The sequence below is a fragment of the Rhodococcus sp. NPDC059969 genome, assembly GCF_042738325.1.
Taxonomy (GTDB): domain Bacteria; phylum Actinomycetota; class Actinomycetes; order Mycobacteriales; family Mycobacteriaceae; genus Rhodococcus_F.
In genome coordinates this window covers 1,324,906-1,350,792 of the sequence record NZ_JBHWUF010000001.1, presented here as the reverse complement: position 1 = coordinate 1,350,792, position 25,887 = coordinate 1,324,906, and the positions used below count along the sequence as shown (strand labels likewise).

The window sequence follows — 25,887 nt, the reverse complement described above, 5'->3', positions numbered from 1 at the left end:
CGTGTTCCCCTTCCGGTGAGGCGGTCACGCTTCGAGTACGCGGTCCATCCACGTCGTCAGATCATTGATGACGTCGTCGCGGTTGGTCTCATTGAAGATCTCGTGCCTGGCGCCCGGATAGGTGTAATAGGTGACGTCTTCGATCCCCGCCGAGTTGTACCGTTCGACTGCGACGTCGGTACGGCTCAGCGCGGCATTGAGAGGATCCGAGGTGCCGACGAAGACCAGGATCGGAAGGTCTTGTCGCACGCCCTCGACGTCGACGAACCTCGGCCCAGCTGCGATAAGTCCGCCCATGCCGGCGTCGTCCAGGCTGAAACCGCACAGTGGATCGTTGATGTACAAATCCACCTGCGCTTCGTCACGGCTGAGCCAGTCGTGCGGAGTACGGGCCGGTTCGAATTCCGCGTTGAACTGGGCGAGGACGTCCGGGCCGTCGTTGACGAGGCTCTCGATCAGTTGATCGACCGCGGTGGTCCCCGACAGTGCGACGGCGTCGATCAGGTGCGAATGATCGAGGATGTACTGCTGTGAAGCAAACGAGCCGAGGCTGTGACTGAGCAGTACGACGGGCAGGCCGGGGTGTTTGTCGCGGATGATGCCTGTGAGGGTCACCATGTCTGCCACCAAGCGGTTCCAGCCGTCGTCGCCGATGTTGCCTGGGCCGGCGTGCATGCTCTCACCGTGGCCGCGGTGGTCTGCCGCGTAGACGTGAAAACCGCGAGCATTCAGGGCTTCGGCAACGTGTGCGTAGCGTTTTGCGTGCTCACCCATACCGTGTGCGAGTTGAACAACCCCTCGAGGTTTCTGATCGGTGGGCCATTCGTGGACATGAATGACCACTCCGTCGTCGCTGGTGAAGGTGAACATTCGCTACTCCCGGTAGTCGCGATCCGGACAGGTCATTTCTCATGCTAGATCCGCAGCGGCAATCCATCCGGGAAGTAGGTCCTGATCACCGGCGAGCCTGATTCGTTTCTGCACATCCGGCTTCAAACTCGGATATACCGGACACGGATGTTCCGGAGCCAGTTGTCGACCAGCCTGAGGAGTACAGAGCGATGAATTCGAACCGCATGCGCAACGTCGGCTTGTTGGCGGCTCCACTTGCTGCTCTCGCCCTTCTCAGCGGTTGCGGCTCGGATGAAACGGGAACGGCCGAGAGTTCACCGGCACCCACCTCAACGACGACCGCCTCTGCGCCGACGACCCAGACCGGTACTGCCGCACCCTCGACCACCCATACCGATCACACCCAAACCACAACCTCGACGGCACCCAATCCCGAGGGTTGCGCGATCGGGGAACTGAACGTCACCCTCGGCCAACCGAGCGGCGCCGCTGGTTCGGTGGAGCTTCCGGTGGTCTTCACCAACACGGGCGGCCGCACGTGCACGCTCGACGGTTTCCCCGGCGTCTCGTATGTCACGGGAGCGTCCGGAAGCGAAGTGGGTGCTGCCGCCGGCCGCTCCGGATCCGGTTCACTCGTCTCCCTTGCCCCTGGCTCTGCCGCAACGTCTTTGGTGCGCGCCACGAACGTCGAAAACTACCCCGCAGATCAGTGCGGCGTGACCGACGTTGCGGGACTGAGGGTTTACCCGCCCAACAGCTACGACTCGGTCTTCCTCGCCTACCCCACCAAGGGTTGCTCGATGACCGGCGCAAACATCAACCAGCTGACGGTCGCACCGGTCACCAGCTGAGTCACGGCTTGAGTCGTCGTAGACCCCAAACCGCCGGCAGGAGGAACAGGCCTGAAAGGATTAGGACGAGTGCAGCTTCCGTGAATTGGAATCGTCTGACCTGACCGACCGAGTGGTACCAGGTTTCGTAGTGGTCCACTCCCTGGGCGAGCACACACGCACGATACTCGGCTTCGAGTTGGGCCAAGAATGCCTTCTGGCGAACGTAGAAATCCACGTCACTTTCGTCGGATCGCTGATCGTATTCACTTCCGGCTGTATCTGTAGTGCACGCCTGATAGTCGATCTCGACCGGCTTCCCGTTGGCATCGGTGTATCCACTCCGTATTACCCACGCCATCGAGGAATCCATGACGTATGTTGCGTAGAATGTGTCGTGGTCGATACCTTGTGTCAACACAGTCGGCTCGGCATAGTGCGGCCGTGCCAGGTTCTGAAATCCCACCATCAAACCTGCTACAGCGACCAAGGTGACGGCCACCGCGGCGATGGGTGATCGCACCAGCAGTGATACCGCAGCTCCGGCGACCAATGCCATGAAAGTGTATGCACCCAAGACAATTCCGCTGGAATTGAACAGAGGGAAGAGCATCGAACTCATTCCGTACGACTGAACGGGTCCGACGTTGACCACATAGCTCCAACTCTCGAATCCAACCCGCGCGGCCTCGAGAATGAAGCCGAGGGTTGCGGTCGCAACAGTGAGCGGAAGAAAGACAACAAGAACTCGCATCCAGAACCACCGCGCTCGACTGACCGACTGCGTCAGACCGAGAACATGCGTTTGCTGGTCGATGTCACGGGAGAAGACGGTCGCACCCACCAGCGCCCCGAGTAGTACCGGCAGGGCAGCGGCGATCGTGTTCACACCGGTAACGGCGGTATCCGCCCAACAGTCCCATCCGACCCCGACACACCCGAAGTACGTTCCTCGACCCTCTGCCCCCAAGCTACTTCGAGTTCCGATTCCGCCGACTATCGCTGCTATAGCCAAAGCTGCGATGAATCCCAATGACACGATGAGCGATGTCCGGTGGTGCCGCCACGTAACCCAGATCATGCCGCCACCATCGTTTCCGCGCTCAGGTGCCCGAGCACCACGTCATCGAGTGTTGCGTCGTCGATCACCCAGCCTGCCCGAGGGCTCGGACGGATTCCCTCCACCACATGAGAATTCGACCGCATCCCCTTGTCGGTATGAATGACCGCACCGGCGCCGACCACGTCCGAAGGATCGCCGTCGCCGATCAATACGTAATGGGCAGCGATCAATTCATCCAACGGTCCGGACAACCTCGCGTTTCCACCGCCCAGCAGAAGAAGTCGATCCGAGACGTCTGCCAATTCGGAAACGATGTGTGAAGACAACAGAACCGTGGTGCCGTACTCGGCAACGTCTTCGAGCAGAGTGGTCGCGACGGACCGCCGCGCCACGGGGTCAAGATCTGCCAAGGGTTCGTCGAGTAGAAGCAACTGCGGTCTGCGCCCGAGCGCCAAAGCCAGTGCAACCCTGGTTCGTTGACCTGGTGACAGAGTCTTCGCCTTTGCATCGAGAGCAATCCCAGCGCGCTCCACCAGATCCAGAGCGTACTTCGCATCCCACTCGTCGTTGGTGTATGCGCCGAATCGAAGAAGTTCTGCAACAGTGAATTTGGGATACAGCGGCTTGTGCTGAGCGAGGTACGACAGGCCTGGGCAGATGCCGTCCTGATCCGGCGTGCTGCCCAGGACGGAGATCGAACCGTGGTCAGGCATCGTCAACCCGACCGCCAAGGACATCAGTGTGGACTTGCCCGCTCCGTTCACCCCGACCAGGGCAGTGATGCTTCCTGTCGCGACCTCGAATGTGCAGGCGTCGAGCACCTTCTTCTTGCCGAAGCGCTTGTCCACGTCCTGCATCGTGAGCGCCGATTCTTGCTCAGTCATGATGTCTCCCCCTGCTTTCCGGACGGATCCGATTCGATGAACGTCTTCTCGAGTTCCAAACTCACCAGTGCTTCGATGTCCGTGCGCTCGAGTCCAGCGGCCACGGCATCTGCCACCCAGCGGGCCAACTCGCGCCGTAGCGCAGAGCTTTCCGCCATACCGGGCTTGGCCAGGGACTTGACGACGAACGTGCCCAATCCAGGCCGCGGAGCAACAAGTCCGTCGCGCTCGAGTTCCTTGTAGGCCTTGAGGACTGTGTTCGGGTTGATCGCGAGCGCTCCCACGACGTCCTTGGCTGTGGGCAGCCGATCCCCGACTTGAAGATCACCGAGCCTGAGCGCCTGCTTCACCTGAAGGACCAATTGCACGTATGTGGGAATGCCGGATCGGCGGTCGATACGGAAGTCGATCATCCGAACCCTTTCACTAGTTCATTAGTGGAATAGATATTTACCCTGCCTTGACCTCCCGGGTCAAGCCGACGACCCCTGTAAAGTGCAGATGCCCCGGTTCACCGGGGTGCCACGCTGCTCGTGTGAAGTTCGGTGAAACCCCGGCACTGTCGACGCAACTGTGAATTCGCCCGTCACTACTCGAGGCGAACGAGTCAGGTCACCGGCCTCGTGGCGACACGATGGTTCTCGGACGAAGGACCGCTCGTGGCGCTTCCCCTCGCGGCCGCGCTGCTCGCGACCCTCGTCCACTAGCGGAGGGGTGGCTGTGAGTAGTCGGCCGACACGTAGATTCAGATCCGTACTTGCAGCGCTGACGGTGAGTACCGCACTGCTTGCCGGTGCCTGCAGTAGCTCGACAACCGACGCACCCACAACGACAGCCGCCTCGGACGGTTCGTTCCCGGTGACTGTTGTTTCCGGTCCCACGGATTCCGGCACGGATATCACCATCGAGTCACGTCCGCAGTCGATCGTGTCACTCAGTCCCAGCGCCACCGAGACCCTGTGGGCCGTCGGCGCGGGCGATCAGGTGAAGGCCGTCGACAATCAGTCCGACTACCCAGCCGGCATCCCGGTCACCGATCTCTCGGGCTTTCAGCCGAACGTCGAAGCCATCCTCGGTTACGCACCGGATCTGGTGATCGCATCAGACGACATGAACGATCTTGTCTCCGGACTGGAGAAGGCGAAGGTGCCGACGCTCCTGTTACCGGCAGCGACGAGCATCGATGACGTCTACGCCCAGATCGAGCGCGTCGCAAAGGCCACCGGCCACGAGGACAAGGGCACCGAAGTTGTCGACGCCATGCGCTCGGACATCGACGCCGCTGTCGCCAGTGTTCCTGCGCGCCAACAGCCGCTGACGTACTTCCACGAACTCGACTCCTCGCTCTACACCGTCACGAGTTCGAGCTTCGTCGGGCAGATCTACTCGCTGTTCGGCATGAAGAGCATCGCCGACGCCGCCGGGCAGGGTGACTACCCGCAGTTGTCCGCCGAATTCGTGGTACAGGCCAATCCCGATCTCATCTTTCTCGCAGACTCCCAATGCTGCGGAGTGACAGCAGAATCCGTCGCCGCTCGACCCGGTTGGAGCGGCATGAAAGCTGTCACCGGTAACCAGATTCATGTGCTCGACGAGGACCTCTCGAGCCGGTGGGGACCCCGTGTCGCCGATCAGGTGAAGGCTGTCGCGGCCATCGTTGCCCAAGTTCCCACGGCCTGAGCACTCGATGATCAAAGCCGGTATTTCCCAACATCGGAGCGTCGTTCTGCTCGGCGCCGCGCTGATTCTGTGCGCTGCCTTGCTGATCGGTGTTCTGGTGGGGCCGGCCGGTTTGACGCCTGATCGGACCATTCTCGAACTTCTGGACGGAATACCCGGCATCAACATCGATTCCGGTCTCACCGCGACACAGCAGGCGATTCTCTGGCAGATCCGGCTTCCGCGAGTAGTCCTGGGCGCGTTGGTCGGAGCAATGTTGGCCGTAGCCGGTGCCGCCTACCAGGGCGTGTTTCGAAATCCCTTGGCAGATCCGTATCTCCTCGGAGTTTCCAGCGGAGCCGGACTGGGCGCAACCCTCGCCATCGTTTCGGGCGGAGCACTCGGCATGTTCGGAATTCCCATGGCCGCCTTCGTCGGTGGCGTGCTGGCAGTGTTCGCCACCTATACGCTCGGCCGAAGCATTGGCGGGCCGCAGAACGCGGTAGTCATCATCCTCGCCGGTGTCGCTGTCGCAGCGTTCACAAATGCAGCGCAGACTTTTGTTCAGCAGCGGTTCGACGATTCACTGCGTGAGGTCTACTCCTGGCTGCTCGGCGGACTGTCCACCGACGGATGGTCGGAAGTTCTCGTTGTCCTGCCGTACGTCGCGCTGGCATCAGCCGTCATCCTGGTACACCGTCGCGTACTCGACGTGATGGCCGTCGGTGACGTCGAAGCCGCCAGCCTCGGCGTCGATCCGGCCAGATCACGCCTGGTACTGGTGCTCGCCGCAACTCTGGGAACAGCCGCAGTAGTGAGCGCAAGTGGGCTCATCGGCTTTGTCGGAATCGTTGTTCCCCATGCGGTTCGACTGGTCGTCGGCCCGTCGCATCGGCTGCTGCTCCCTCTGTCACTCATGCTGGGTGCGGCGTTTCTCGTCCTCACCGACGTTGCCGCCCGCACGGTCATGGCGCCGGCCGAACTCCCCATCGGGGTAGTGACCGCGATGATCGGCGCTCCGTTCTTCCTTCTGGTTCTGCGCCGCAGTCGAGTTTCGGCATGACCGACAGCGCAGTCCGGTGCCGCGGCCTCCGAGTAAACCTCGGCGGCAAGGACGTCGTCGACGGCATCGATCTCGATGTGACACCCGGCGATTGGATTGCCGTGGTCGGGCCGAACGGCGCAGGCAAAACGACCTTGATGCACGCCCTCGCTGGATTGATTCCGTCCACCGGTGAGCTCTCGGTCGGGGGACTCAGTCCACGCAATTCCAGCCGCAAGGCCACGTCAGCCGTAGTCGCGCTGATGCCGCAACGCCCGGTAGTACCCGAGGGCTCAACGGTTAAGGAACTGGTTGCGCTCGGCCGCACTCCCTATCTACGACGCTTCGGAACCGAAACCGCCACAGACCGTTCGGTGATCTCTTCGGTGATCGAAAGACTCGACCTCACCGAGTTCGCAGATCGACGAGCCACCGAACTTTCCGGCGGCGAATTGCAGCGCGTGGTCCTCGCTCGGGCATTGGCTCAAGAACCTCAGGTACTGCTCCTGGACGAACCCACCAGCGCCCTCGACATCGGTCACCAGCAGCAGGTTCTCGACTTGGTGGAGGAACTGCGTGAAGCCGACAACATCACGGTCATCGCCGCGATGCACGACCTCACTCTCGCGGGTCAGTACGGTCGGCGAATCGTGCTGCTGGACAAAGGCAGCGTCGTCGCCGACGGCACACCCTCAGCGGTGCTGCAAGCAGACCTCCTCGGCCGTGTGTACGGCGCTCGGGTCGAAATCCTGGACCGGCCCAGTGGTCCCATAGTTGTCCCGATTCGGCAGGAAGGCACCCGCTGATGGAACTGGTGATGCTCGGCACCGGCGCTGCCGACGGTTGGCCGAACCCATTCTGTACCTGCCCTTCCTGCCTGGCGGCAATGTCGAATGGCACCATTCGCGGACACACTGCTGCCTTGCTGGACAACCGGATCCTGTTGGACTGTGGACCCGAAGTACCGCGTGCTGCGTCGCGATTCGGTCGCACGCTGGCGCACGTCGAACACATTCTGCTGACACACTCTCACCCCGATCACCTCGGCCCGATGGCGTTGCTGTTCCGGTCCTGGGCCTCTCGCACCGAACCACTACAGGTTCTCGGACCACCCGACGCGCTCGATCTCTGCCGAGACTGGGTGGGTCCAGGCGATCCGGTGACCTTCATGCCGATCGAGGCCGGTCAGTCGATCATGTTGGGCACCTATCGGGTTCGCACACTCGAAGCCGCGCACGAAGTACCCACTCTTCTCTACGACATCACCGACGCATCCGGATCCCGAATCTTCTGGGCCACCGACACCGGGCCTCTGCCCGAATCTACTGTCGACGCCCTTCCCGATGCGCGTTTCGATGCCGTCTTCCTCGAAGAGACCTTCGGCTACAAGACCGACCACGGCACCGGGCACCATGATCTGCCGAGTTTCGCGGAGACGGTGTCGCGACTACGCAACTGCGACGCGATCACCGATCGAACCGATGTGGTCGCCGTACACCTCGGGCACCACAACCCAGTCGAAAACGAACTCGCGGAGGAACTTCGAACGTCCGGAGCGCGAGCGGTTCCGGATGGAACTGTGCTCGAGATCGGGGTAGGACAGAGCCATCGAACTCTGGTCACCGGTGGCGCCCGCTCGGGCAAGTCCACCTACGCAGAGGGCTTGCTTGCCTGCTACCGGCACGTCACGTACATCGCCACCGGGGATCCGCAGGACGACGATCCCGACTGGATCGAACGAATTGCGTCGCATCGCGCGCGGAGGCCGTCGACGTGGACGACGGTAGAGACCTCCGAGGTGGCCGAGATTCTTTCAGGCGCAACAACACCGATCCTGATCGACTGCCTCGGCACGTGGTTGACCGCGCGCCTGGACCGACATCAGGCATGGACCACAGAAGATCTCAGCGCCGTCCACGCAGATATCGACGTCTTGGCCGACGCCTGGGCCGCCTGTCCGGTACCGATTGTCGCCGTCACCAACGAAGTCGGAAGCGGTGTGGTCCCGGACACGAAGTCCGGGAGGTTGTTCCGTGATCAGCTCGGTCTGCTGAACAGCCGCATCGCCGCTGCATCCGAGTCGGTGGTTCTGATGACCGCCGGACTCCCCCAGCACCTGCACGGGTGACGTCAGAGCAATCCGGTGAGCTGGCGCGCACAATCGAATAGAAAGCCGACCAACTCTCGATCGCCTTCAGTCACTCGTCCGCTCGCTCCCTGGACGCACAACCCGCCAGCCACCTGGTCCGCGTGATCCCGAACGGGCACCGCCAGTGCGGATCGACCCAGGCGACACTCCTGGTTCTCGAACGCAAATCCTTGCCGGCGAACAGACCTCAGCTGTTCAGACAAAACATCGAAGTCACCGATCGTGAACTCCGTGACCCGGCGCAGTTCCAAGCCCGGCAGCAACCGCTCGTCATACGCCAACAGCACTTTCCCCAGCGCATTCGCGTGAAGGTTCTTCGGCAGTGCGGCAATTCCGATGATCTCGTGGTCGGGATCCTTGTCGACAAAACGCAAGCGCCCACCGGTAAACGAGGCTACGTGCAGTCCGAACCTCGTGTGTGTCCGCATGTCTTCGACGCGCTCGTGCAGGGTCGGCGCCGGACCGCTCGCCGACGCTGCATGTGAGAGCTCGGCAGTTCGACGCCCCAGCGCAAACCCGGACAGGTCTGGCACCCGCACCAGAAAGCCCTCGGCTACCAGCAGATTGAGCATTCGATACGCCGTAGCCGAAGGGACGCCTGCAAACGTGGCGATCTCCTTCGCAGTCGTTCCCGGCCCCAAGTGAGCTACAGCCTCGAGCATCCCGAGTGCCTTCTGAACCGCACGCGGTTGTTGCCCGCTGAAGTGAGTCTCTTCGCCGATCCTTTTGCCTGATCGCGGACCAGCGGTTGCACGGTCCGCGGTCACCACCCATGCTCCGGCGAGTTACCTTCAGCTGTATCGCGATCCGGGACAAGTCGTCTTCGCCCGTCACCGTCGATCAGTAGTGTGCCGGCACCGGGCAACAGGTCTGCCGTCTCGACGCTGTCGAAGGCGCCCACCATCAGAAGGCTTTCAGGTCTGGCTCTGCGGAGCAAGGCGCTCCACACGGTCCCCGACGCAGCGACAACAAGAGCTGCGATCGGCAAGGCCCACATCCCGTGTACCGCACCGTCGAGCACGATGTAGACCAGTAGACCGGCGCCGGCAGCGCTCACGGATACGGTGCATATCCGGGTCAGTGACGTGTGTTCGCCGATCCGGCGCAAGAACTTCCACGAAGCAAAGGCCACCAGGGTGTAAGCGCAGACCAACGCTGTCTCGACTACGCCGTCGAAGGATCCGGAATCGTCGCGAACCGTATCGGAGTAGACGAATACTCCCACCGCGCTTGCCGCGACGAACGCAAGTACCGCGACGTACGGGGTACGAAATCGTCGGTGCACAAGGGCAAGCGGCGACGGCAGTACCCGTTCGATCCCCATCGAGTACAGCAACCGCGAGCCCGCCTGCGCACAACCGAGGGTGGACGCGAACCAGGAACACGTCATTCCGATCTTGACCGCCAGAACCACTTCCTCGCTGGCTCCGGATGCCGTTCCTTCGAAGTACGCTCCGACGATCGTTGCGCCGTGACCGGTCATCGCCGCCCAGGCCGCAAAAACGAAGAGAACTCCGCAGATGATCGGCGAAATGAGGACCGTGCGCGTGACGCTGATGAGTGGTCGTTTTGCTTCCGGACCGAAGAAGGCTGAACTCTCGAAGCCCGCCATGCTCAGTACGGTCAGCATGGCGAGAAACGGCACAGCGCTCAGCGACGGATTCGGCAGGGCAACAGCGGTTGTCGCGCTGGTGTGCGTCGCCAGCATGACCACGACTATCAGAATCAGAGAGCAAGCCTCGACAACGAGGATCGCTCGGGTGGCGAACCGAACGCCTCGCACTGCAATCCACGCGACGGCAAGGGCAATCGCCACCGTCGTGATGACCGTCGCGGCAGTCCCTCGCACGTCGAGTCCGATAAGGGCGATGGTATCGAGCAGACTCGGAACCGCCTGGGAGAACACAGATACCGAGATTCCGAGGTAGCCGAGCACCAAGGCGGCACCCGCCGTCAGTGTCGCCCGGATACCGGAGCCCTGGAAGACGAAGCTGTACAACGATCCTGCTGCGGCCAGTCTCCGCGTGAACTGAGTGATGCAGAAGGCAACGAGAAACACCGCCGAAGTTGTCGCAGCAATCGCAGCCAACCCGACGTAGCCGGGACTGTAAGTGATCATCCACAGGGCGATGAACACCATCCCGGTTGCCGGCGCGATCGTGGAGAGCGATTGCCCCAACAGGTCGATCGGGGTCAGACGTCCCCGTCCGAGACCGCGGAGCGGGGAGAACACGGGCTCACTGTGTTGATCCGTATTCTGCGCTCGCGTGATCGCTGCACGCAGTGCCGCACTCACGGCCATGTCTCACCGTCCGTCGCGTCCGGGCCCGAACCTACGAGCGAATTGTCAGAATTCGGTCAAGTTAGTCCGCTTATGTTTCGGCGCAGTTTCCACGATGGCGCGCACAGAACTTTCAAGTGAGAATCCGACCTTGCTCCCGCGCAGCGTTATGCCGGATCACTGGCTGCCGGTGGTATTGCGCCGCGCCGGGCAGCGGTTCCACCTGCGGGTTCACCGATTCTCACACGAGAACTGCTCTCTCAGTTGCACCTCGTCCAGGCGTATCGCGGTCGACGCGGGTTCGCAGCACTGCCCGTACAGGATGTGTCCCACACACCACCGGCCCTGCCGAACAGAACGGAGGAAGCATGGACTTCGTCAGCGCCACCACTGCGGCGATCATCGGATTTGTACTACTACTCGCCGGCATTCCCAAGCTGAACGACCACGACGGGGTACTCAGTTCCGTACGCGGTTACAAAGTGCTGCCAGCGCGACTCGAAGTTCCGATCGCTCGCGCCCTTCCCGTCGCCGAGTCCGTCGTGGGTGCCCTGTTGGTTCTCGGCGTTGTCCATCGACTCGCAGCCGTGGCCGCTGCCGTGATGTTCGCATCGTTCTTCACGGGGCTCACGATCAATCTCCTACGCGGTCGACGCGATCTGGACTGCGGTTGTTTTGCATTCGGAGTCGGCAAGATTCCGCATATCGGGTGGTTCCACGCCGTTCGCGCCGGGACACTCGCGGTGATATCCGTGGCCGTGTCTGTCGCCCCCAACCAGGCCGAGATCGACGTCCAGATCGTGGCGGCAACCTTCGGATTCCTCCTCGTTCTGGCTGGAGTTGCTCTCGCACAAATTCGTTCGGTCGTCCATCTAGGGCGACGCCCGGTCGACGACTACCTGTCGAGTGCCTCGATCCGACTCCGCACTGCCGAAACCGCATCCCGGTACGGCTCGTGAACCACACCCACAGCCCCGAAAACTCGAAGGCAGGACTACTACGATGACCACTTTCCTACTCGTCGCGACCGTGATCCTGGTGATCGCCGTAGCCGTACTCTTCTTGATGGTTCTTGCCCTCGCTCGTGAAATCGGCCGCGTACAAGTACGTCTCGGACCGCTCGGCGCCCGCATGATGGATACCGGGCCCAAGGTCGAACAAGTCGGCCCGTCGTTTGCCGGTCTGATCGACCAGGAGGGACGAACCGTCGGAGTCGGCGGTCACCGCGACAAGCCGCAACTCCTGCTGTTCACCGCACCGAGCTGCTCGACGTGCAAGAGTCTTCTTCCCGGCGTAAGGGCAATGGCCCGAGCTGAATCCGATCTCGATGTGGTGATCATCTCCGACGGAACACCTGAAGAGCACCGTGAGTTCCTGGCCGGCAGCGGGATCGGTTCCGAGCTCAGCTACATCGACGCCCGAGACGTCGGCATCGCGTACCAGGTGGGTACAACTCCCTACGGAGTGATTCTCGACGAGCACGGCAAGATCCGAGGAAAGGGCCTGTGCAATCACATGGCTCAAGTGGAGAGCCTGCTCAATGCGCTCGAATCCGGTACCCCCTCACTCCAGCACCTTCATGCCCAGGCGAAATCCGGCAGCGCGGCCTGATCTTCCTGCACAGTTCGATCCTCTTCACGAATCAGGAGAAAATCGTTGGACGACAATGAATTCCCACAGCACAACATGACGGAGAATCGATATCCCGTCGACGAGGCGACAGTTCAGGCCCAGGCCGAATGGATGGCGGGCCAGGGCGGCTCGCTCACCAGCCGAACGGGGCGCAAACTCTCCGAACGAGTTTCGCGGCGCTCGATGATCAGTCGGATCGGCAAGTGGACCATGGGTGTGTCAGGGGTGGCACTGATCAGCACACTTCCCGTGACTCGCAGCGCCTTCGCCCAGGAGCCCGAAGTTCCTGCGCCGGCGCCAGGGCCAGAGCCTCTTGTCCCCGTCTACGACGGCAAGGATCCAGCCGAGTGCGAGTACTGGCGCTGGTGCAACATGGACGGAACGTCCTGTGCCGCATGCAACGGCGGCGGTGTCACCACCTGTGCGCCCGGCAGCAAGCCCGGCGCAGAGTTCTGGGTCGGATGCTGCACCAACCCTGATACCGGCAAGACCTATCTGATCGCCTACTACGACTGCTGCGGCGCGCCTTCGTGTTCCAACGCCTTCTGCGGCGAACCGGACATGCAGGCCGTGATGTACAACCCGGTCTCCGGAAGCTACGACCAGGAAATCATCTGGTGTGTCTCCGACGAGTCTCAGGCGTACACCTGCACGATGGCGCCCATCATCGGTGAGGACTGCCAGACTCGACCCGCCGAGCGCCCCAAGGTCGGTGCCGGATCATGAGCAGTTCACTAACCCGAAAACTGGCGCGCCCAGCCGTTGCCGTCATTCCACTCACCGTCGTGCTCGCGCTGGCCGGATGCAGTTCGTCCGACAACGACGAACCCTCCAGCGCAGGCGATGTCACCTATCCGACAGTTCCGTTCACCGCCCCGGGCGAGGGGATCTCACTCGGGCACGACGATCAGGAAATCGGCGATACCATTCCCGAACCACTGCACGTCGGTTCGATCACGCCGATCGCAGCTGACCGCCTGCTGGGCGTCGAGGGTGGATTCGGCCAGCTCGAGCTCAGTGTCAATGTGATCGATCCGAAAACCGGTGTGGCCGAGAGTCGAATTACCGTCGGTCCGGGAATCTGGGATCCGGTCATTCACGGATTTGTCGGGGATTCTGCCGAAGACCCTGCGGTTCTCGCGGCGGAGGTGTGGCGTCCCAGAGGTTCTCGCGGCGCAGCAGATTTCACGGTCAGCACCTACTCGGGCAACCTGCTGGAACCCGCCGAGGTCATGCTTCCGGACGTCGCACGCGTGCATTCCCGTCCCGGCTCCAATGCCGTGACCTCCGACGGCAAGTTCTTTGTCACCTGGGATGACGGGTTGTACGGCATCCGGGTGGTCGACCTCGAGAAGAAGGAGGCGACCGGTGCGCTCCAGATAATCGGCTGTGGCCCGTTCACGTGGATGGTCGGGCACGAGTTGTACAGCGTATGTGAGGACACCCGAGAACTGCTGCACGTCACGATCGGTGACGACGGTGTTCCGAAGGAAACCGCCCGAAGCAAGGTCCTACCCGAAGATTTTGTCTCCACACGCAAGGTCACCTGGGCATCGGAAGCACAAAAAGCGTTGCTGGTCAGTGAGAACGGCGATGTCTACGTTTTCGACTTCTCCAACGGACTGCCTCAGGAAGTTGTCAAGCCGATCGGGAACGCCGGGCAGGATTCGGGTCGATTCTCGGAGAACGTCATCAACGCCGACGCAACCCGGCTCGCAATCGCGTACACGGATACGGCCATTCATCCGGACTCCGCTCGCGGAGGCTCACTGGTCAAGATCGACTTGTCCGACGCCGCGAACTACGCCCCGGTGAAAAGTCTGACGCTCGCAGACCTCGGCCTGACGGACATCAAGAGCATGACCTTCTCCGTCGACGGCGCCACGTTCTACGTGCTGGGTACGGGGCCGGAAGTCGAAGGTTCTGCACCGCAGAAGATCGTGGGCTACAAGGCGACCACCGGTGAGCAGGTCAGTTCTGTCGATGTCTCTGGCAACGTCGGCGATGTCAGTGGGTTGATCACACCAGAAGTACTCCGATGAGTCGTCCCGGATCCGGTGTGGTGATGGGCCGGCGCCGTTTCCTGAGTTTGGGAGCACTCGGCGCCGGAGCACTCGGGCTCGGTGCTGTTGGAACGATCGCCGGATGCAGTTCCACTGCAGCAACTCCGACGTCCACGACCGATCTCGACTACATCCTGCCCACCGACGCCGAAGTTGCTGCAGCCGAATCGGCCCGGACCTGGAACGGAACCACCGCTGCGTTTGCCCTGACCGCCGGATTCTCGACGGTCGATCTCGGCGGTCGTCTGGTGAACACGTGGACGTACGGAGGCGCTGCGGTGGCTCCGGAGCTTCGCCTGAAGTCCGGAGACCGTGTCAATGCTTCCGTCCAGAACGGTCTCGAGGCCGAAACGACGCTGCACTGGCACGGAATTCGAATCCGCAACGACATGGACGGCGCTGCACCCACCACGCAGGCTCCCATCGGCGTCGGCTCGAGTTTCTCCTACAACTTCATCGCACCGGATCCGGGAACGTACTGGTACCACTCGCACAGCGGATTACAAGCCGATCGGGGACTCTTCGGTGCCATGATCGTCGAGGACCCGAACGACTCCAGCGGAGCTGACGCCGATGTCGTCCTGATCCTCGACGACTGGCTCGACGGATTGGGTACCACCCCGGATTCCGTCCTGATGGCCCTGAACCCGGCAATTTCGGGCGGGCATGGCGGACACGGCGGTGGGGCAACAACTCCGGCAGAACACTCTGAAGCCGACATGTCCGTCGCGCAGCAGTTGGTGAGCGGCGGACACGGTTCCTCCGAGGCGCTCGGCGGAATGACTCAACACATCGCGTATCCACTGCACTTGATCAACGGGCGACCACCCAATGATCCTGCTGTCATCACTGCAGCGCCTGGTTCGACCCTTCGCCTACGAATCATCAACGCGGCAGCCGAAACTCCGTACCGGTTTGCCGTGGCCGGACACGAGATGACGATTGTCGCCACCGACGGCTACGACGTGGTGCCAACTCCTGCCGACACCATCATCGTCGGCATGGCCCAACGCTACGACGTACTGGTGACGGTGAAGTCGGGAACTTGGCCGGTGGTCGCGAAGGTCGAGGGTCGAGACGGTTACGCATCGACCGTCCTGCGGAGCACTGACGCCTTGGCTCTCGCGAATCCGGATGTGGGCGGCAACCTCTCGGAACTGGCCGGCAGGCTGGTACCCGAAAGTGCGCTACGACCAGCGGAATCCGCACGTCTCCAGACGAGGTCACCCGACCGCGATTACCACATCGAATTGATCCAAGCCGGAGATCGTTACGTCTGGGGCATGGCGGGTGCCGATGCGGGCAAACTCGTCATGAAACAGGGCGAACGGGTTCGCATCACGATGAAGAACACCTCCACGATGTGGCACCCCATGCATACCCACGGCCACACGTTTGCGGTACCGGACTACGGCGGACTTCGCCGCGACACCGTCAACGTCCTACCAGGTGCCGAGCTTGCCATCGAGTTCGACGCCGACAATCCCGGCGAGTGGATGTTCCACTGCCACAACGCCTACCACTTCGAAGCCGGCATGACGGCAAATCTGCGTTACGTCCGCTGACAAGTTGAAGAATGGAGAGAACCCCTCATGAAGAAACTCGTTCCCGCTTTCCTCGCCGCGTGCGCTGCCTTGAGCCTCACCGCCTGCAGTAGTGATGCAGGTGCGTCGTCGGACGAACCTGCCGTCGTGATCGAGGTGAAGAACATGGCGTACACACCGGCATCGGTCACCATCGAGAAGGGACAGACCGTCGAATGGAAGTTCGACGACAGCGGACTCCCCCACGATGTGGTCGGCAACGGTGAACTCGACGGGAAACTGAAGAGCGACTTGCTCACCGAGGGGACCTTCTCCTACACGTTCGACGACGCCGGAACTTTCACCTACCACTGCACGCCCCACCCGATGATGGTGGGCACCGTGATCGTTCAATAGTGAGGAGGTGGATCGCCGGCTTCGGCCTCGCCGTCGCCGCAACGTGTGTTCCAGCATGCGGCACAAAAGATCCCGTCCCCGACGTGGTGGTCGAGATCAGCAATGTTCAGTTCAGTCCGATGGACGTCACAGTAGAGCGTGGTGGCACCGTCGAGTGGCGCTTCGACGACGGTGGACTCCTGCATCACGTCGAGTCGCCCGGCCTGTTCGACAGCGGCATCACCGGGGACGGCGCATACCGGCACACGTTCGAGAGCGCCGGCGTCTACGAATACTCGTGCTCCGTACACCCGTACATGATCGGAGTCATCACAGTGCTGTGACTCTGGCTCAACCTTTTTCGCTGTGAGATTGGCTCACTACTTTCATTGAACCACACACATTTCGGAGGATCTGATGACTACCGTTCTCTCACACGGCCCGCTCCAGACCGATGTCCCCGACATCCGGCCGACCCTTCAAGGCTCGGTCGGGACCGCAACTCGTGCCAGCCTCATCGCGGCGGGTGCTGCCGCGGGTGCCGGTATTGCACTCGTCGCTGTGCCCTCTGCGACAACAGCTTTGACCACTGCCGTTGTCGGAGCCGGACTGGTCACTTCGCTGGCCGCCAACTGGTCGACCTGCGGCATGTCCGTTGCCGGAGTTGTTGCCGCTCCGAAGCAAGCTCACCGAAAGGGATCCTCGACTCCGGTACGCCGACTCGGCTGGCACGCACTGGGTTCCGTCACGACAGGAGCCGTTACCGGCGCACTGATCGGCGCGATCGGAGCGGCGGTGTCCGGCTACGTCCCGGTCGGCTGGGCGCTAGGCGTCTGGGCCGTCGTCGCGGTTGCGTACGGGCTGCACGAGTTGGGTGCGGTGAGGATGCCGACTCCGATGCGGCGCCAACAGCTTCCGCGTCATCTGCGCCGGCGCATGGCGCCGTGGAAGGTCTCGCTGATCTTCGGTGCGATCATCGGTCCGGGATTTCTGATCTTCATCCGGTCGAGTGCGTACTACCTCCTGACGCTCGGCGTCATCGCCTCGGGTTCGCCGGCACTCGGTGCGGCGCTGTTCACGGTCGTTTCCCTTGGCCGCTGCATGCCCAGCCTCGCGGCAATCGTGCACACCAAGCGCGGTGGCTCGATGCCGGGATTCCTCTCGATCATGTGCGTCGTGGACCGGCGAGTGCAGAGCGTCACCGGCGCTGCGCTGATAGCGCTGGGAGCATTTGCCGCAGCAGCACTGATCTGACTGTCGACCTAGCACCCTGTGCGTCGAGTGAACACACGCTCCAACTCCCCGGAGCGTGTGTTCGCTCGACACAAACTGTGCGCACTCTCAGCGCGTCAGGACACCGAGAGTGCCGTCTGGACCGAATCCTCCGACGGCGACGTCACCTTTGCATCCCGCCCCCACAGCATGTCCAGCGCTGCCTTGGGTTTGGCGAGAGCCCACTCGCGAGCGGCGTTCTTGATCAGCGTCGGAGTTGCGCACCCGCAATCGCTGTTCACACCGTCTGCGTCGATGCCGACGTCTCGGCACAATGCCACAGCGCGGGGCACGTGGTACCCCTGGGTGGCGATCAACGCCCTGGTTACCCCATACGTATGTATGGCCCGGAAGCAGGTGTCATAGGTATCGAGGCCGTACGGATCCCCCACGATGCGACGCTCATCGATTCCCTGCTCCACCAGGTAGTTCGTCATCGCCGCGATCTCGTCACCCGAGCCGCCGTTCGCGTCGCCGGAGACCAGGACCGCTCTTGCCTTCCCCGCCTCCACCAGGTCGACGGCTGCGTCCAGCCGTCCCTTCAGGAACGCCATCGGCTTGCCGTCCTTGATCTGCGCGCCCAGCACGATTACCACCGGAGCCTCGGGAGCTTCCGCTGCGTCCGACGTGTGGCCGGCCGACGCGACGGAAATCCAGACGATCGAGCCCGCGTAGACAACCGCTCCGAGCACGGCGATACCCGCGACCCAACGAGGCCACCTGCGCTTCCGCGGCGGTTTCACTGGATCTGCAGCGGCTTCGTCCATTCGTCGATCAAACCACACGGTTTCTTCACCGGTTAGGTGCTCGGTCGATCCTCCATCCCTCCGCGCCACTGCGCTCGGCCCACAGATCCGAGTACTTTCCACCTCGCGCGATCAGGTCTTCGTGGGTACCAACCTCCTCGACCCCACCGTCTTCGAGGTAGACGATGTGATCTGCTCCCCGAATAGTCGACAGGCGATGAGCGATCACCACGACGGTTCGACCACGAGCCAAGCAGTGAATCGCCTCGGTGATCGCGACTTCGTTCTCTCCGTCGAGGGCAGAAGTTGCTTCGTCGAGGAGAACGATCGGAGTGTCTTTGAGAAATGCCCGCGCAATCGAGACCCGCTGACGTTCACCACCGGACAGCAGTGATCCCCCTTCACCCACCCTTGTCTCTTCACCGCTCGGCAGACGATCGATCACTTCGCCGAGTCGGGAATCGCTCACCGCTTGGCGGACCTCCGACTCCGTGGCATCCGGTCTCGCCAACCGAACGTTTTCCAGAATGGTTCCGTCGAACAGGTAAACCTGCTGCGAGACAGTCGATATCCGCTTCATCAGCGCACGCGTTCCGATCTCGCGAACATCCGCTCCCCCGATCGATACCGTTCCTTCGTCGACATCCCAGAATCTCGAGATCAGCCGAACCAGCGTGGTCTTTCCGGAACCGGAAGGGCCAACCAAGGCGGTGACCGAACTTTCCGGGAACTCGAGACTGAGGTCGCGGATCACGGAGACGGACCCGTAGCCGAAGGAGACCGAATCGAACCGAATATCGTACGACGTGGGCTCTTTCGATACCTCGGGCTCCGCCAGCACCGGGACGCCGATCATCTCTCGGACGGATCCGAGCGACACCCGAGCCAGTGAGATCCCTTCGCCAAACCCTGCGAGCATCTGCATCGGCTCCACGAACCTCACGGCCAACACGAGAACAACTATCACGCTTGCGGTGTCGATGGACCCGGCGGTGACCAGCAGTGCCGCCAGCGCCAGCACGGTGAGAAAGGCAACCTGAACGACGATCATGAATCGCAGCAGATACTTGTCGACCGAACCGATTTCCTGCAGGTGCGCATCCCGATTGGACACAAGAGCATCGTCCAGCCGATTCCAACCTTCGTCACTCTTTCCGGCCGAGCGTAGAACTTGCTGTGCCTGTGCATATTCGACGACGCGCGATGCCAACTCGGATTCGCTCTCGCCGATCGCCTCGTATTCGGGCACAACCGCCCGCTGCACATTGCGGTAAGCCCGAATTCCCAGTGGAACAAACACGACCATCGCGAGGGACAGTCGCCAGTCCACGAACAAGACAGCGATCGCCACGGTCGCGGGAGTCACGGTGACAGTGACGAGTTGCGCGATGATCATCCCCGGGATGCTCATCAAGATCGCCGTGCCCTCGGTGACCAGGCGAGTGAACGCTCCACGGTTTGCCTTACTGAACCACCCGAGCGGAATCTGCACCAGGTGTTCGCCCAGTCGGTGCATGATTCCACCGGCAAAACCCTCGATTCCGATGCGGTACGCACGATTCTCGGCGATCCACCGGACAGCGCCACAGGCCGCCGCCACGAAAGCCGCCGTGACAACCCACGGAACTGCAGCGTCGTAGTCGCCGCCAACAACTGCTTTCAGTATCGGAATCATCAGAGCGAAGACGATGCCTTCGAGTACCCCCGCGAGCGTGAAACCTGCTATCTGGCCACGGATCCCATTGTCTCGCCCGAGGATCTCGTCCAGGTCTCGAATCATTGCAGCACCTCTCGCGGAGATATGTCCTCGCTGAGAGGGTTCTGGAGCGCCCACATCCGCGCGTAGGTTCCCCCGAGCTCCGACAACTGTTCGTGCGTACCCTTTTCCACGATTTGTCCGTCGTCGATTACGAGTATCTGGTCTGCGTATCGGATGGTGTGCAGGCGATGAGCAATCACCATCATGGTGCCGCCGTCTGCACTGATCTCACCCAATGCGCGTTGAACGGCCGATTCACTGTGGGGATCGGCCTGCGAGGTCGCCTCGTCCAGGATGACGATCGGCGGGTTCTGAAGGATGGCGCGGGCGATGGTCAGGCGTTGCTTCTCCCCACCTGAGAGCTCCCCACCCGAACTTCCACCGATCTCGGTATCGTACCCGTCTGGCAGTCGCACGATCACGTCATGAATTTGCGCCCGCTTCGCCGCTGTCTCCACTTCCAAATCCGTTGCATCTGGTCTGCCGAGCCGAATGTTCTCGCGCACGGTGTCCCGCAAGAGCACAACATCCTGGAAGACGATAGCCATCGATTTCAAGACTTCACGACTGGACTGATCTCGTAAATCGCTTCCACCGAGGCGAATAGATCCATCCGTCACGTCCCAGAACCGCGGAAGTAGACGCGCCAACGTGGTCTTTCCGGAGCCGGACGGTCCGACTATCGCAGTGACGGTGCCCGGTTGCATCTCGAAGGAGATGTTCTCGAGGACGCGCTGTCCAGTGGTGTACTCGAATCCGACGCAGTCGAATTCAACCAAGGTACCGCGAGCCGAGACCGGCTCCCGGGGTTCAACCAGCTCTTCTTCGCCGAGAATGCTCTCGACGTGGGTCGCTCCGAGTTGGCCTTCGCGGTAGAGGTTGGCCATCGTTCCCAGGTGGAGAACCGAAGATGGAACGCCTGTTCCGACGACGAGAAAAGCCACCAGAGCTACCGGGGTAACCCAACCCCCGGAGAGCAGTGCGATCCCCGACCCCGTGATAACCACGATGAGTACCGCCGGCGAGAGAAGGATCGACATCGCGACCACCGGTCTTCCCATCCCCGACATCCATCGCACGCACACCGCGACCATCGAATCGACTGCGCTCGAGTAGCGCGCGAACGCTCGACTCCCATTCCCGTAGGTCTTGACGACCTCGATACCGTCACCCAGTTCGACTGTTGCAGAGGTCAATGTCGACATGGCGCGATTCCACGAGTCGACGTTCGTTCGATACGCTCTGCGCATCGACGGCGCGGCAAGAGCGAGACACACTCCGATGTAACCCACCAGGACCAGGCTGAACTTCCAGTCGATCGCCACCAGATAGACCAGAGCCACTAGCGGCGACAGGATGGCAGGCACCACGTCGGCGGGAAGATGGGCGACGAGGAGATGCATCCGTTTGACGTCGTCGGTCATCGCTTGCTTCACTTCGCCGGTTCCGCCGTTTGCGAACCAGCCCAGAGGAACTCGAGACAGATGCCGAGCGATACGCGAGCGGATCGAGTACTTGAAATGCGCGTCGGCAGTGTGACACACCGTCAGGGCCGCGTTGTAGACGACAAAACCGAGAATTGTGCCCGCTGCGCCGATCGCGGCCCACCACCAGACCAGATTCAACGACGCGTCGGTCAGAAGCACTCGCGCGATCTCGACCACCGCTACGTAGGGCAGGAAACGCAGCGGCACCGACAGCGCCGACAAACCAGCCCCCAGGAGGAGTCGATTTCTCACGGGCGCGATCATCCTGCCCAAAGCGTCTCGGTCGACGAGACCAGTCGAATCTTTCGAGGCTGCAGCCTCATTCACTTTCATTGCGCCACTCACTCTTCGACGATGATCGTGCCGGTCATGTTCGGATGTGGTGTGCACGTGTACGTGAAGGTTCCCACTTTGTCGAAGGTCTGACTGTAGGTTCCACTTCCTTGCAGCTCACTCTTGGTCCCCAGTTCTGCGAACACCACATCGTGTGGCATACCCTGGTCCTCGAAAATCCACGTGACGGTCTGTCCTTTGCGTACCGTGACGGAGTCCGGTGTGTACGCAAGGTTCTTCACCGAGATCTCGACCGGCGCTTGCTCGGTAGATCCCGTCGAATCGTCACCGCACGACGTCAGTGTGAACACCGCTGCAACAGCGAACAATGTGGTCAACCCGGTGCGAACTGACATTGCACTCTCCTCATCGAACATAGTGGAGGTCGGCAGTCATCCCGGCCTCGAAGTGGTACGCGTTGTGACAGTGGAACATCCACCGTCCTGGATTGTCGGCGTCGAAGTCGATCGCCAATTGTGTACGCGGAAGCGAGATCACGGTGTCTCGGCGAAGCCCACCGTACGAGGGAACCGAGAAGGTGTGGCCGTGGGTGTGCATCGGGTGCCACATATCGGTGTTGTTGTTCATGACGATTCGTATCCGCTCGCCCTGCTTCATGATCAACCGACCTGCATCGGCGCCCGCCATTCCCCAGACATATCGATCGCCGGCCTGAATGAGATCCACCGAATACTCACGATCCGGCACCCTCTGTTCCCGTGCGCCTGACGGGCGAAGCTCCGATTCCAGAACGAGTCGGCCGCCGGACCCAAACAGCACTGCAGGAGAAGTCAGATCGACGCTCGCTACCGAATCCGGCGTCCGAAGCAGGCACGCGACGCCACCTGGCTTCCCCTCCACCTTCGCGGCGATAGGCCACGAGCCGGACTGCACCGTCACCAACACGTCGTATCGCTGCGCGGGTGCGATCAGAATCTCCTCTCCGACTGCGTGAGCGACGTCCTGCCCGTCAGCGCTGACAACGGTCAACTCGTGCCCGGCAACCGAGAAACGGTACGGAGTCTCCGCCCCGGCATTGATCACCCGCAATCGAAGCCGAGTTCCGGCCGTCGCACTGATGACAAAGGGATCTTCCACAGGCCGTCCGTTGATCAGGTGCAGTGGATACGTGATGTGCGTTGCCATTCCACCGAGCGCCTCGGAATTTCCGTGTCCGCCTGCAAGAAGTACTGCAGCAGAGTCGATCTCTGCATCGTCGACTTCCGGCGGGGTTCCACCGTGCCCGTCGTGTCCTCCCTGCACTTCCGGAGACAATGCACGAAGAACTGCATCCGGGGTTGTTCCCAGCCCGTCGAGCCAGTCGTCGATCACGATGACAACGTCCTCGTCTGCGCCGGTCAGATCATTCGGGTCCTCGACCACGAGCGCACCGAAGAGCCCTCGATCAGCCTGCAACCCTGAATGAGAGTGGTACCAGTAGGTTCCGCGGTCCGGGGTCACGAAGTCATAGGTGAATTCCGCGCCTGGTTGGATTCGTTCCTGGGTGATCGGCGGGACACCGTCCATGTCGTTGCGGATCGCAATGCCGTGCCAGTGAACCGAGGTCTCCGCCGGAAGGTCGTTCTGCAACCGGACTTTGAGCCGGTCTCCCTTGGAGATTCGGATCTCCGGGCCCACCGCTTCTGCGCCGTACGACCACGTGTCGACCTCTCTGCCGCCCAGGCTCACCCGAGCCGGCGTAGATGTCAGGTTTCGTTCGACTGTATGTCCGCTACGAAAACGCAATTGCTCGGCAGCACGAACCTCGTCGTCGAACGGCGAAATCTCGGAACTGGTTTCGTTCGCCGAACCACGGCTGCACGCACTCAATGCCGCCGAACTCAGTGCCGCAGAGCCGAGCGTCAACGCTCCCCATTTCAGAGCCAGACGCCGACTCAACGCACTCGAACTCATGCTGTCAGCGCCGTGAAATCCTGATAGCGCTTCGCGGCAACAGATTCGGTACCCGCACCAGCCAGATTGCCCGTAGCCATGGCGTCCATGTCCTCGATCATCCAGAAGGTGGCGAAGGGATGAGTGGCAAGCCACATGTCTCCGTTGACCTTGGCCACTCGGTTCTCCTGCACCGCTGAAAGACTCGAGAATCCGGGAACACCGGCAACCTTGCCGAACTCGTACACGCCCTCGTCGAACACGGCCACGATCCGAGCGTCCTGCGCGGGAATTGCTTCGTCGGACAGGGGTGCATACGGCAGACCTCCAGCGGCGTTGGCTCGCTGGGATTCCGGACGCCCGAAGCCGCTCTCCGCCAACAACAACGACGGCGGTGCCTGTTCGGTGGTGGTGGCGAGAATTCCTGAACTGCTCATCAACACCGATACTGTGTTCGTTTCACCACCGGAGTGAGCAGAGACGTCAGCGATCTTGCTCTCCAAAGCGCCAGTCAACTTGTCGGCGACCGCCTGACGATCGAAAGCACGCCCGAAGAAGGCAAGATTCTCACGCCACGGAGTGGTGACGGCCGGGACCGGCACTGTGGGGACGGTCGATGCGAGGGAGTCGTAGTAGCTCCGATCACCCATCGACGTGAAGATGACCAGTCCCGGATCCTGGGCGAGGACCTGCTCGATCGGGGGTGCACCGAGCGGCGGCACTGTGACCACCTCGGTACCAGCTGACGCCAGGATGTCCTGGCCGATCTCCGATCCCCACGACGTGAAGACCACGTCGGGCGTAATACCGACGGCAAGGAGACCGAGTGCGGCGTATTCGTCGAGGGAAACAATTCGCCCGAGGTCGCCCGGAACCGACGTCTCACCGAATTCATGGGACACAACACGCGTTCCCTCGACAGGTTCCGTCGTCGGTCCCGCCTCACTCGAGCTACAAGCGGCCGCAGTCAGGGCAACGACACTGACCAGCAGCGAAGCACCCAGCCTTGATAGATAACCGGGTCGCGTTTTCAACTTCATGGTGTCCTTCAGCTTCGAAAAATCGGGGATTCGCACAAATCCGAGCACTGCTCGGATTTGGCAAGTAAACCTCACCTAAGTTCATCCGTCAATCGCTTGCGCCGACTACGCGACCCGATCCGACGCCGCTAAGCTCGGTCGGACCATGACTGCGCCATCACCTGACAAAAAGCCCGCCGCGAAATCACAGCGCCGCCGGAGTTACAACACCGGGATCACTGCGGACGCAGTGCTGTCCGTTGCGTTCGGGCTCAGTCGCGAGCACGGAGTCGAGGGCTGGTCGCTGCGGCAGCTGCTCGGCGAACTCGATACGTCGTTCTCCGTCGTCTATCGGCTCGTCGGAGATCGCGAAACACTCTCGGCGGCGGTGGTCGACAGTGCGATGTCGGCCGTGAACGTGCCATCCGCAGAAGAAGATTGGCGTCAATGGCTGACACATCTGCTCTTGCAGATGCGAGAAGCGTTGATCGAGTGTCCAGGCGCGGCGCAGTGGCTGCTGATGAACGGAGTTGCCACCGAGCGCAGCCGGGTACTCATGGAGGCCGGATTGGCATCGCTGACAGACGCCGGGTTCGGAGCGGAAGCCGCCCAGGCCTACACCGTCGCCTTCACCTCGACAACCACGCTGATCGCCATGAACGACGCCAGGCGCATTCCCAGCGGTCAGCCTTCACCCGATCACAGCGCGATGCTGGAACGACTGAGCAACGACGGGCCCGCCGATCCCCGTTCATCGATGGAGACATTGATCGGGAAGTTCGCGGGGCCACCGGATACTGCGGAAGCGACACGGGCAGAACACTATCGCTACACACTCGACCGTGTCCTCGACGGTCTCGAAGCACGACTGGACGCAATCAAAGAGTCACAGAAATGACCGAGGGGTGGGGGGGGCCCCGAAGCGCGACCGACCCCACCCCGGGGGCGGGGTGATCGGGGGGGCGAAACGAAAAGGTGAGCGGCAAAACCAAACGAGTCAGCCC

26 protein-coding genes are annotated in these 25,887 nt (G+C 61.8%); 14 read left to right on the top strand and 12 right to left on the bottom strand.

What is annotated here, in order from left to right; genetic code table 11:
- Positions 1 to 24: 24 nt before the first annotated feature.
- Positions 25 to 870 carry an alpha/beta hydrolase gene (locus ACFWAD_RS06235; RefSeq protein WP_378542207.1) on the bottom strand — a complete coding sequence of 282 codons (846 nt, stop codon included), beginning with the start codon at positions 868 to 870 and terminating at the stop codon, positions 25 to 27.
- Between the two features lie 191 nt (positions 871 to 1,061).
- Here ACFWAD_RS06235 and ACFWAD_RS06230 point away from each other — a divergent pair, with 191 nt between their 5' ends.
- Positions 1,062 to 1,703, top strand: a complete 642-nt coding sequence (locus ACFWAD_RS06230) for a DUF4232 domain-containing protein (protein WP_378542205.1) — start codon at positions 1,062 to 1,064, stop codon at positions 1,701 to 1,703.
- Position 1,704: 1 nt separating this feature from the next.
- Here ACFWAD_RS06230 and ACFWAD_RS06225 read toward each other — a convergent pair whose 3' ends face one another.
- The 3 genes from ACFWAD_RS06225 to ACFWAD_RS06215 are packed head-to-tail and all read right to left on the bottom strand — an operon-like array spanning position 1,705 to position 4,042.
- Entirely contained in the window at positions 1,705 to 2,763 is a 1,059-nt protein-coding gene (locus ACFWAD_RS06225) for an ABC transporter permease (RefSeq protein WP_378542203.1), read from the bottom strand.
- Entirely contained in the window at positions 2,760 to 3,629 is an 870-nt protein-coding gene (locus tag ACFWAD_RS06220) for an ABC transporter ATP-binding protein (protein ID WP_230817556.1), read from the bottom strand. Before ACFWAD_RS06220 ends, ACFWAD_RS06225 begins: the two co-directional genes overlap by 4 nt.
- Positions 3,626 to 4,042: a GntR family transcriptional regulator gene (locus ACFWAD_RS06215; protein ID WP_007729675.1), complete on the bottom strand. Its 417-nt coding sequence runs from the start codon at positions 4,040 to 4,042 to the stop codon at positions 3,626 to 3,628. The genes ACFWAD_RS06220 and ACFWAD_RS06215 overlap by 4 nt, the downstream gene beginning before the upstream one ends.
- A gap of 307 nt (positions 4,043 to 4,349) precedes the next feature.
- On the opposite strand from ACFWAD_RS06215, the gene ACFWAD_RS06210 reads away from it, so the two are divergent.
- Genes ACFWAD_RS06210 through ACFWAD_RS06195 form a run of 4 tightly spaced genes read left to right on the top strand, consistent with a single transcriptional unit; the run spans position 4,350 to position 8,458 of the window.
- The gene (locus ACFWAD_RS06210; protein ID WP_378542201.1) at positions 4,350 to 5,309 is read left to right on the top strand and encodes an ABC transporter substrate-binding protein; all 960 of its coding nucleotides are present in this window, start codon (positions 4,350 to 4,352) and stop codon (positions 5,307 to 5,309) included.
- A gap of 7 nt (positions 5,310 to 5,316) precedes the next feature.
- Positions 5,317 to 6,351, top strand: a complete 1,035-nt coding sequence (locus ACFWAD_RS06205) for a FecCD family ABC transporter permease (RefSeq protein ID WP_378542199.1) — start codon at positions 5,317 to 5,319, stop codon at positions 6,349 to 6,351.
- Positions 6,348 to 7,136, top strand: a complete 789-nt coding sequence (locus ACFWAD_RS06200; protein WP_378542197.1) for an ABC transporter ATP-binding protein — start codon at positions 6,348 to 6,350, stop codon at positions 7,134 to 7,136. Before ACFWAD_RS06205 ends, ACFWAD_RS06200 begins: the two co-directional genes overlap by 4 nt.
- Positions 7,136 to 8,458 (top strand): bifunctional adenosylcobinamide kinase/adenosylcobinamide-phosphate guanylyltransferase, encoded by a 1,323-nt coding sequence (locus tag ACFWAD_RS06195; protein ID WP_378542195.1) that lies wholly within the window; start codon positions 7,136 to 7,138, stop codon positions 8,456 to 8,458. Before ACFWAD_RS06200 ends, ACFWAD_RS06195 begins: the two co-directional genes overlap by 1 nt.
- Positions 8,459 to 8,460: 2 nt before the next feature.
- Here the strand turns inward: ACFWAD_RS06195 and ACFWAD_RS06190 are convergent, their stop codons facing one another.
- A complete protein-coding gene (locus tag ACFWAD_RS06190; RefSeq protein WP_378542193.1) occupies positions 8,461 to 9,246 on the bottom strand; it encodes an IclR family transcriptional regulator in 786 nt (261 codons plus the stop codon).
- On the bottom strand, positions 9,243 to 10,781 hold the full coding sequence (locus ACFWAD_RS06185; RefSeq protein ID WP_378542191.1) for an APC family permease: 1,539 nt from the start codon (positions 10,779 to 10,781) through the stop codon (positions 9,243 to 9,245). The genes ACFWAD_RS06190 and ACFWAD_RS06185 overlap by 4 nt, the downstream gene beginning before the upstream one ends.
- A 347-nt stretch (positions 10,782 to 11,128) precedes the next feature.
- Between ACFWAD_RS06185 and ACFWAD_RS06180 the strand changes: the two genes are divergently transcribed.
- The 8 genes from ACFWAD_RS06180 to ACFWAD_RS06145 all read left to right on the top strand — a co-directional run bounded on the left by ACFWAD_RS06180 (position 11,129) and on the right by ACFWAD_RS06145 (position 17,628).
- Positions 11,129 to 11,719 carry a MauE/DoxX family redox-associated membrane protein gene (locus ACFWAD_RS06180; protein WP_378542189.1) on the top strand — a complete coding sequence of 197 codons (591 nt, stop codon included), beginning with the start codon at positions 11,129 to 11,131 and terminating at the stop codon, positions 11,717 to 11,719.
- 43 nt (positions 11,720 to 11,762) lie between these two features.
- Entirely contained in the window at positions 11,763 to 12,371 is a 609-nt protein-coding gene (locus ACFWAD_RS06175) for a redoxin domain-containing protein (RefSeq protein ID WP_378542187.1), read from the top strand.
- A gap of 75 nt (positions 12,372 to 12,446) precedes the next feature.
- The gene (locus tag ACFWAD_RS06170) at positions 12,447 to 13,118 is read left to right on the top strand and encodes a methylamine dehydrogenase light chain (RefSeq protein ID WP_029256402.1); all 672 of its coding nucleotides are present in this window, start codon (positions 12,447 to 12,449) and stop codon (positions 13,116 to 13,118) included.
- Positions 13,115 to 14,434, top strand: coding sequence for a hypothetical protein (locus ACFWAD_RS06165; RefSeq protein ID WP_378542185.1), 1,320 nt, complete (start codon positions 13,115 to 13,117; stop codon positions 14,432 to 14,434). Before ACFWAD_RS06170 ends, ACFWAD_RS06165 begins: the two co-directional genes overlap by 4 nt.
- Positions 14,431 to 16,020, top strand: a complete 1,590-nt coding sequence (locus ACFWAD_RS06160) for a multicopper oxidase family protein (RefSeq protein WP_378542183.1) — start codon at positions 14,431 to 14,433, stop codon at positions 16,018 to 16,020. The genes ACFWAD_RS06165 and ACFWAD_RS06160 overlap by 4 nt, the downstream gene beginning before the upstream one ends.
- 27 nt (positions 16,021 to 16,047) lie before the next feature.
- Positions 16,048 to 16,395 carry a plastocyanin/azurin family copper-binding protein gene (locus ACFWAD_RS06155; protein WP_378531099.1) on the top strand — a complete coding sequence of 116 codons (348 nt, stop codon included), beginning with the start codon at positions 16,048 to 16,050 and terminating at the stop codon, positions 16,393 to 16,395.
- Positions 16,395 to 16,718 (top strand): biphenyl 2,3-dioxygenase, encoded by a 324-nt coding sequence (locus ACFWAD_RS06150; RefSeq protein ID WP_378542181.1) that lies wholly within the window; start codon positions 16,395 to 16,397, stop codon positions 16,716 to 16,718. Before ACFWAD_RS06155 ends, ACFWAD_RS06150 begins: the two co-directional genes overlap by 1 nt.
- Before the next feature lie 73 nt (positions 16,719 to 16,791).
- Positions 16,792 to 17,628: a methylamine utilization protein gene (locus ACFWAD_RS06145; protein ID WP_378542179.1), complete on the top strand. Its 837-nt coding sequence runs from the start codon at positions 16,792 to 16,794 to the stop codon at positions 17,626 to 17,628.
- Between the two features lie 95 nt (positions 17,629 to 17,723).
- Here the strand turns inward: ACFWAD_RS06145 and ACFWAD_RS06140 are convergent, their stop codons facing one another.
- The 6 genes from ACFWAD_RS06140 to ACFWAD_RS06115 form a co-directional block, all read right to left on the bottom strand.
- Positions 17,724 to 18,413, bottom strand: coding sequence for a vancomycin high temperature exclusion protein (locus ACFWAD_RS06140; protein WP_378542177.1), 690 nt, complete (start codon positions 18,411 to 18,413; stop codon positions 17,724 to 17,726).
- A gap of 25 nt (positions 18,414 to 18,438) precedes the next feature.
- A complete protein-coding gene (locus ACFWAD_RS06135) occupies positions 18,439 to 20,172 on the bottom strand; it encodes an ABC transporter ATP-binding protein (RefSeq protein WP_378542175.1) in 1,734 nt (577 codons plus the stop codon).
- Positions 20,169 to 21,890: an ABC transporter ATP-binding protein gene (locus tag ACFWAD_RS06130; protein ID WP_378542172.1), complete on the bottom strand. Its 1,722-nt coding sequence runs from the start codon at positions 21,888 to 21,890 to the stop codon at positions 20,169 to 20,171. The genes ACFWAD_RS06135 and ACFWAD_RS06130 overlap by 4 nt, the downstream gene beginning before the upstream one ends.
- An 89-nt stretch (positions 21,891 to 21,979) precedes the next feature.
- On the bottom strand, positions 21,980 to 22,327 hold the full coding sequence (locus ACFWAD_RS06125) for a plastocyanin/azurin family copper-binding protein (protein ID WP_378531085.1): 348 nt from the start codon (positions 22,325 to 22,327) through the stop codon (positions 21,980 to 21,982).
- A gap of 10 nt (positions 22,328 to 22,337) precedes the next feature.
- Positions 22,338 to 23,885: a multicopper oxidase family protein gene (locus ACFWAD_RS06120; protein WP_378542170.1), complete on the bottom strand. Its 1,548-nt coding sequence runs from the start codon at positions 23,883 to 23,885 to the stop codon at positions 22,338 to 22,340.
- The gene (locus ACFWAD_RS06115; protein WP_378542168.1) at positions 23,882 to 24,904 is read right to left on the bottom strand and encodes an ABC transporter substrate-binding protein; all 1,023 of its coding nucleotides are present in this window, start codon (positions 24,902 to 24,904) and stop codon (positions 23,882 to 23,884) included. Before ACFWAD_RS06115 ends, ACFWAD_RS06120 begins: the two co-directional genes overlap by 4 nt.
- A 145-nt stretch (positions 24,905 to 25,049) precedes the next feature.
- On the opposite strand from ACFWAD_RS06115, the gene ACFWAD_RS06110 reads away from it, so the two are divergent.
- Positions 25,050 to 25,781: a TetR/AcrR family transcriptional regulator gene (locus ACFWAD_RS06110; protein WP_378542166.1), complete on the top strand. Its 732-nt coding sequence runs from the start codon at positions 25,050 to 25,052 to the stop codon at positions 25,779 to 25,781.
- The last annotated feature ends 106 nt before the right edge of the window (positions 25,782 to 25,887 follow it).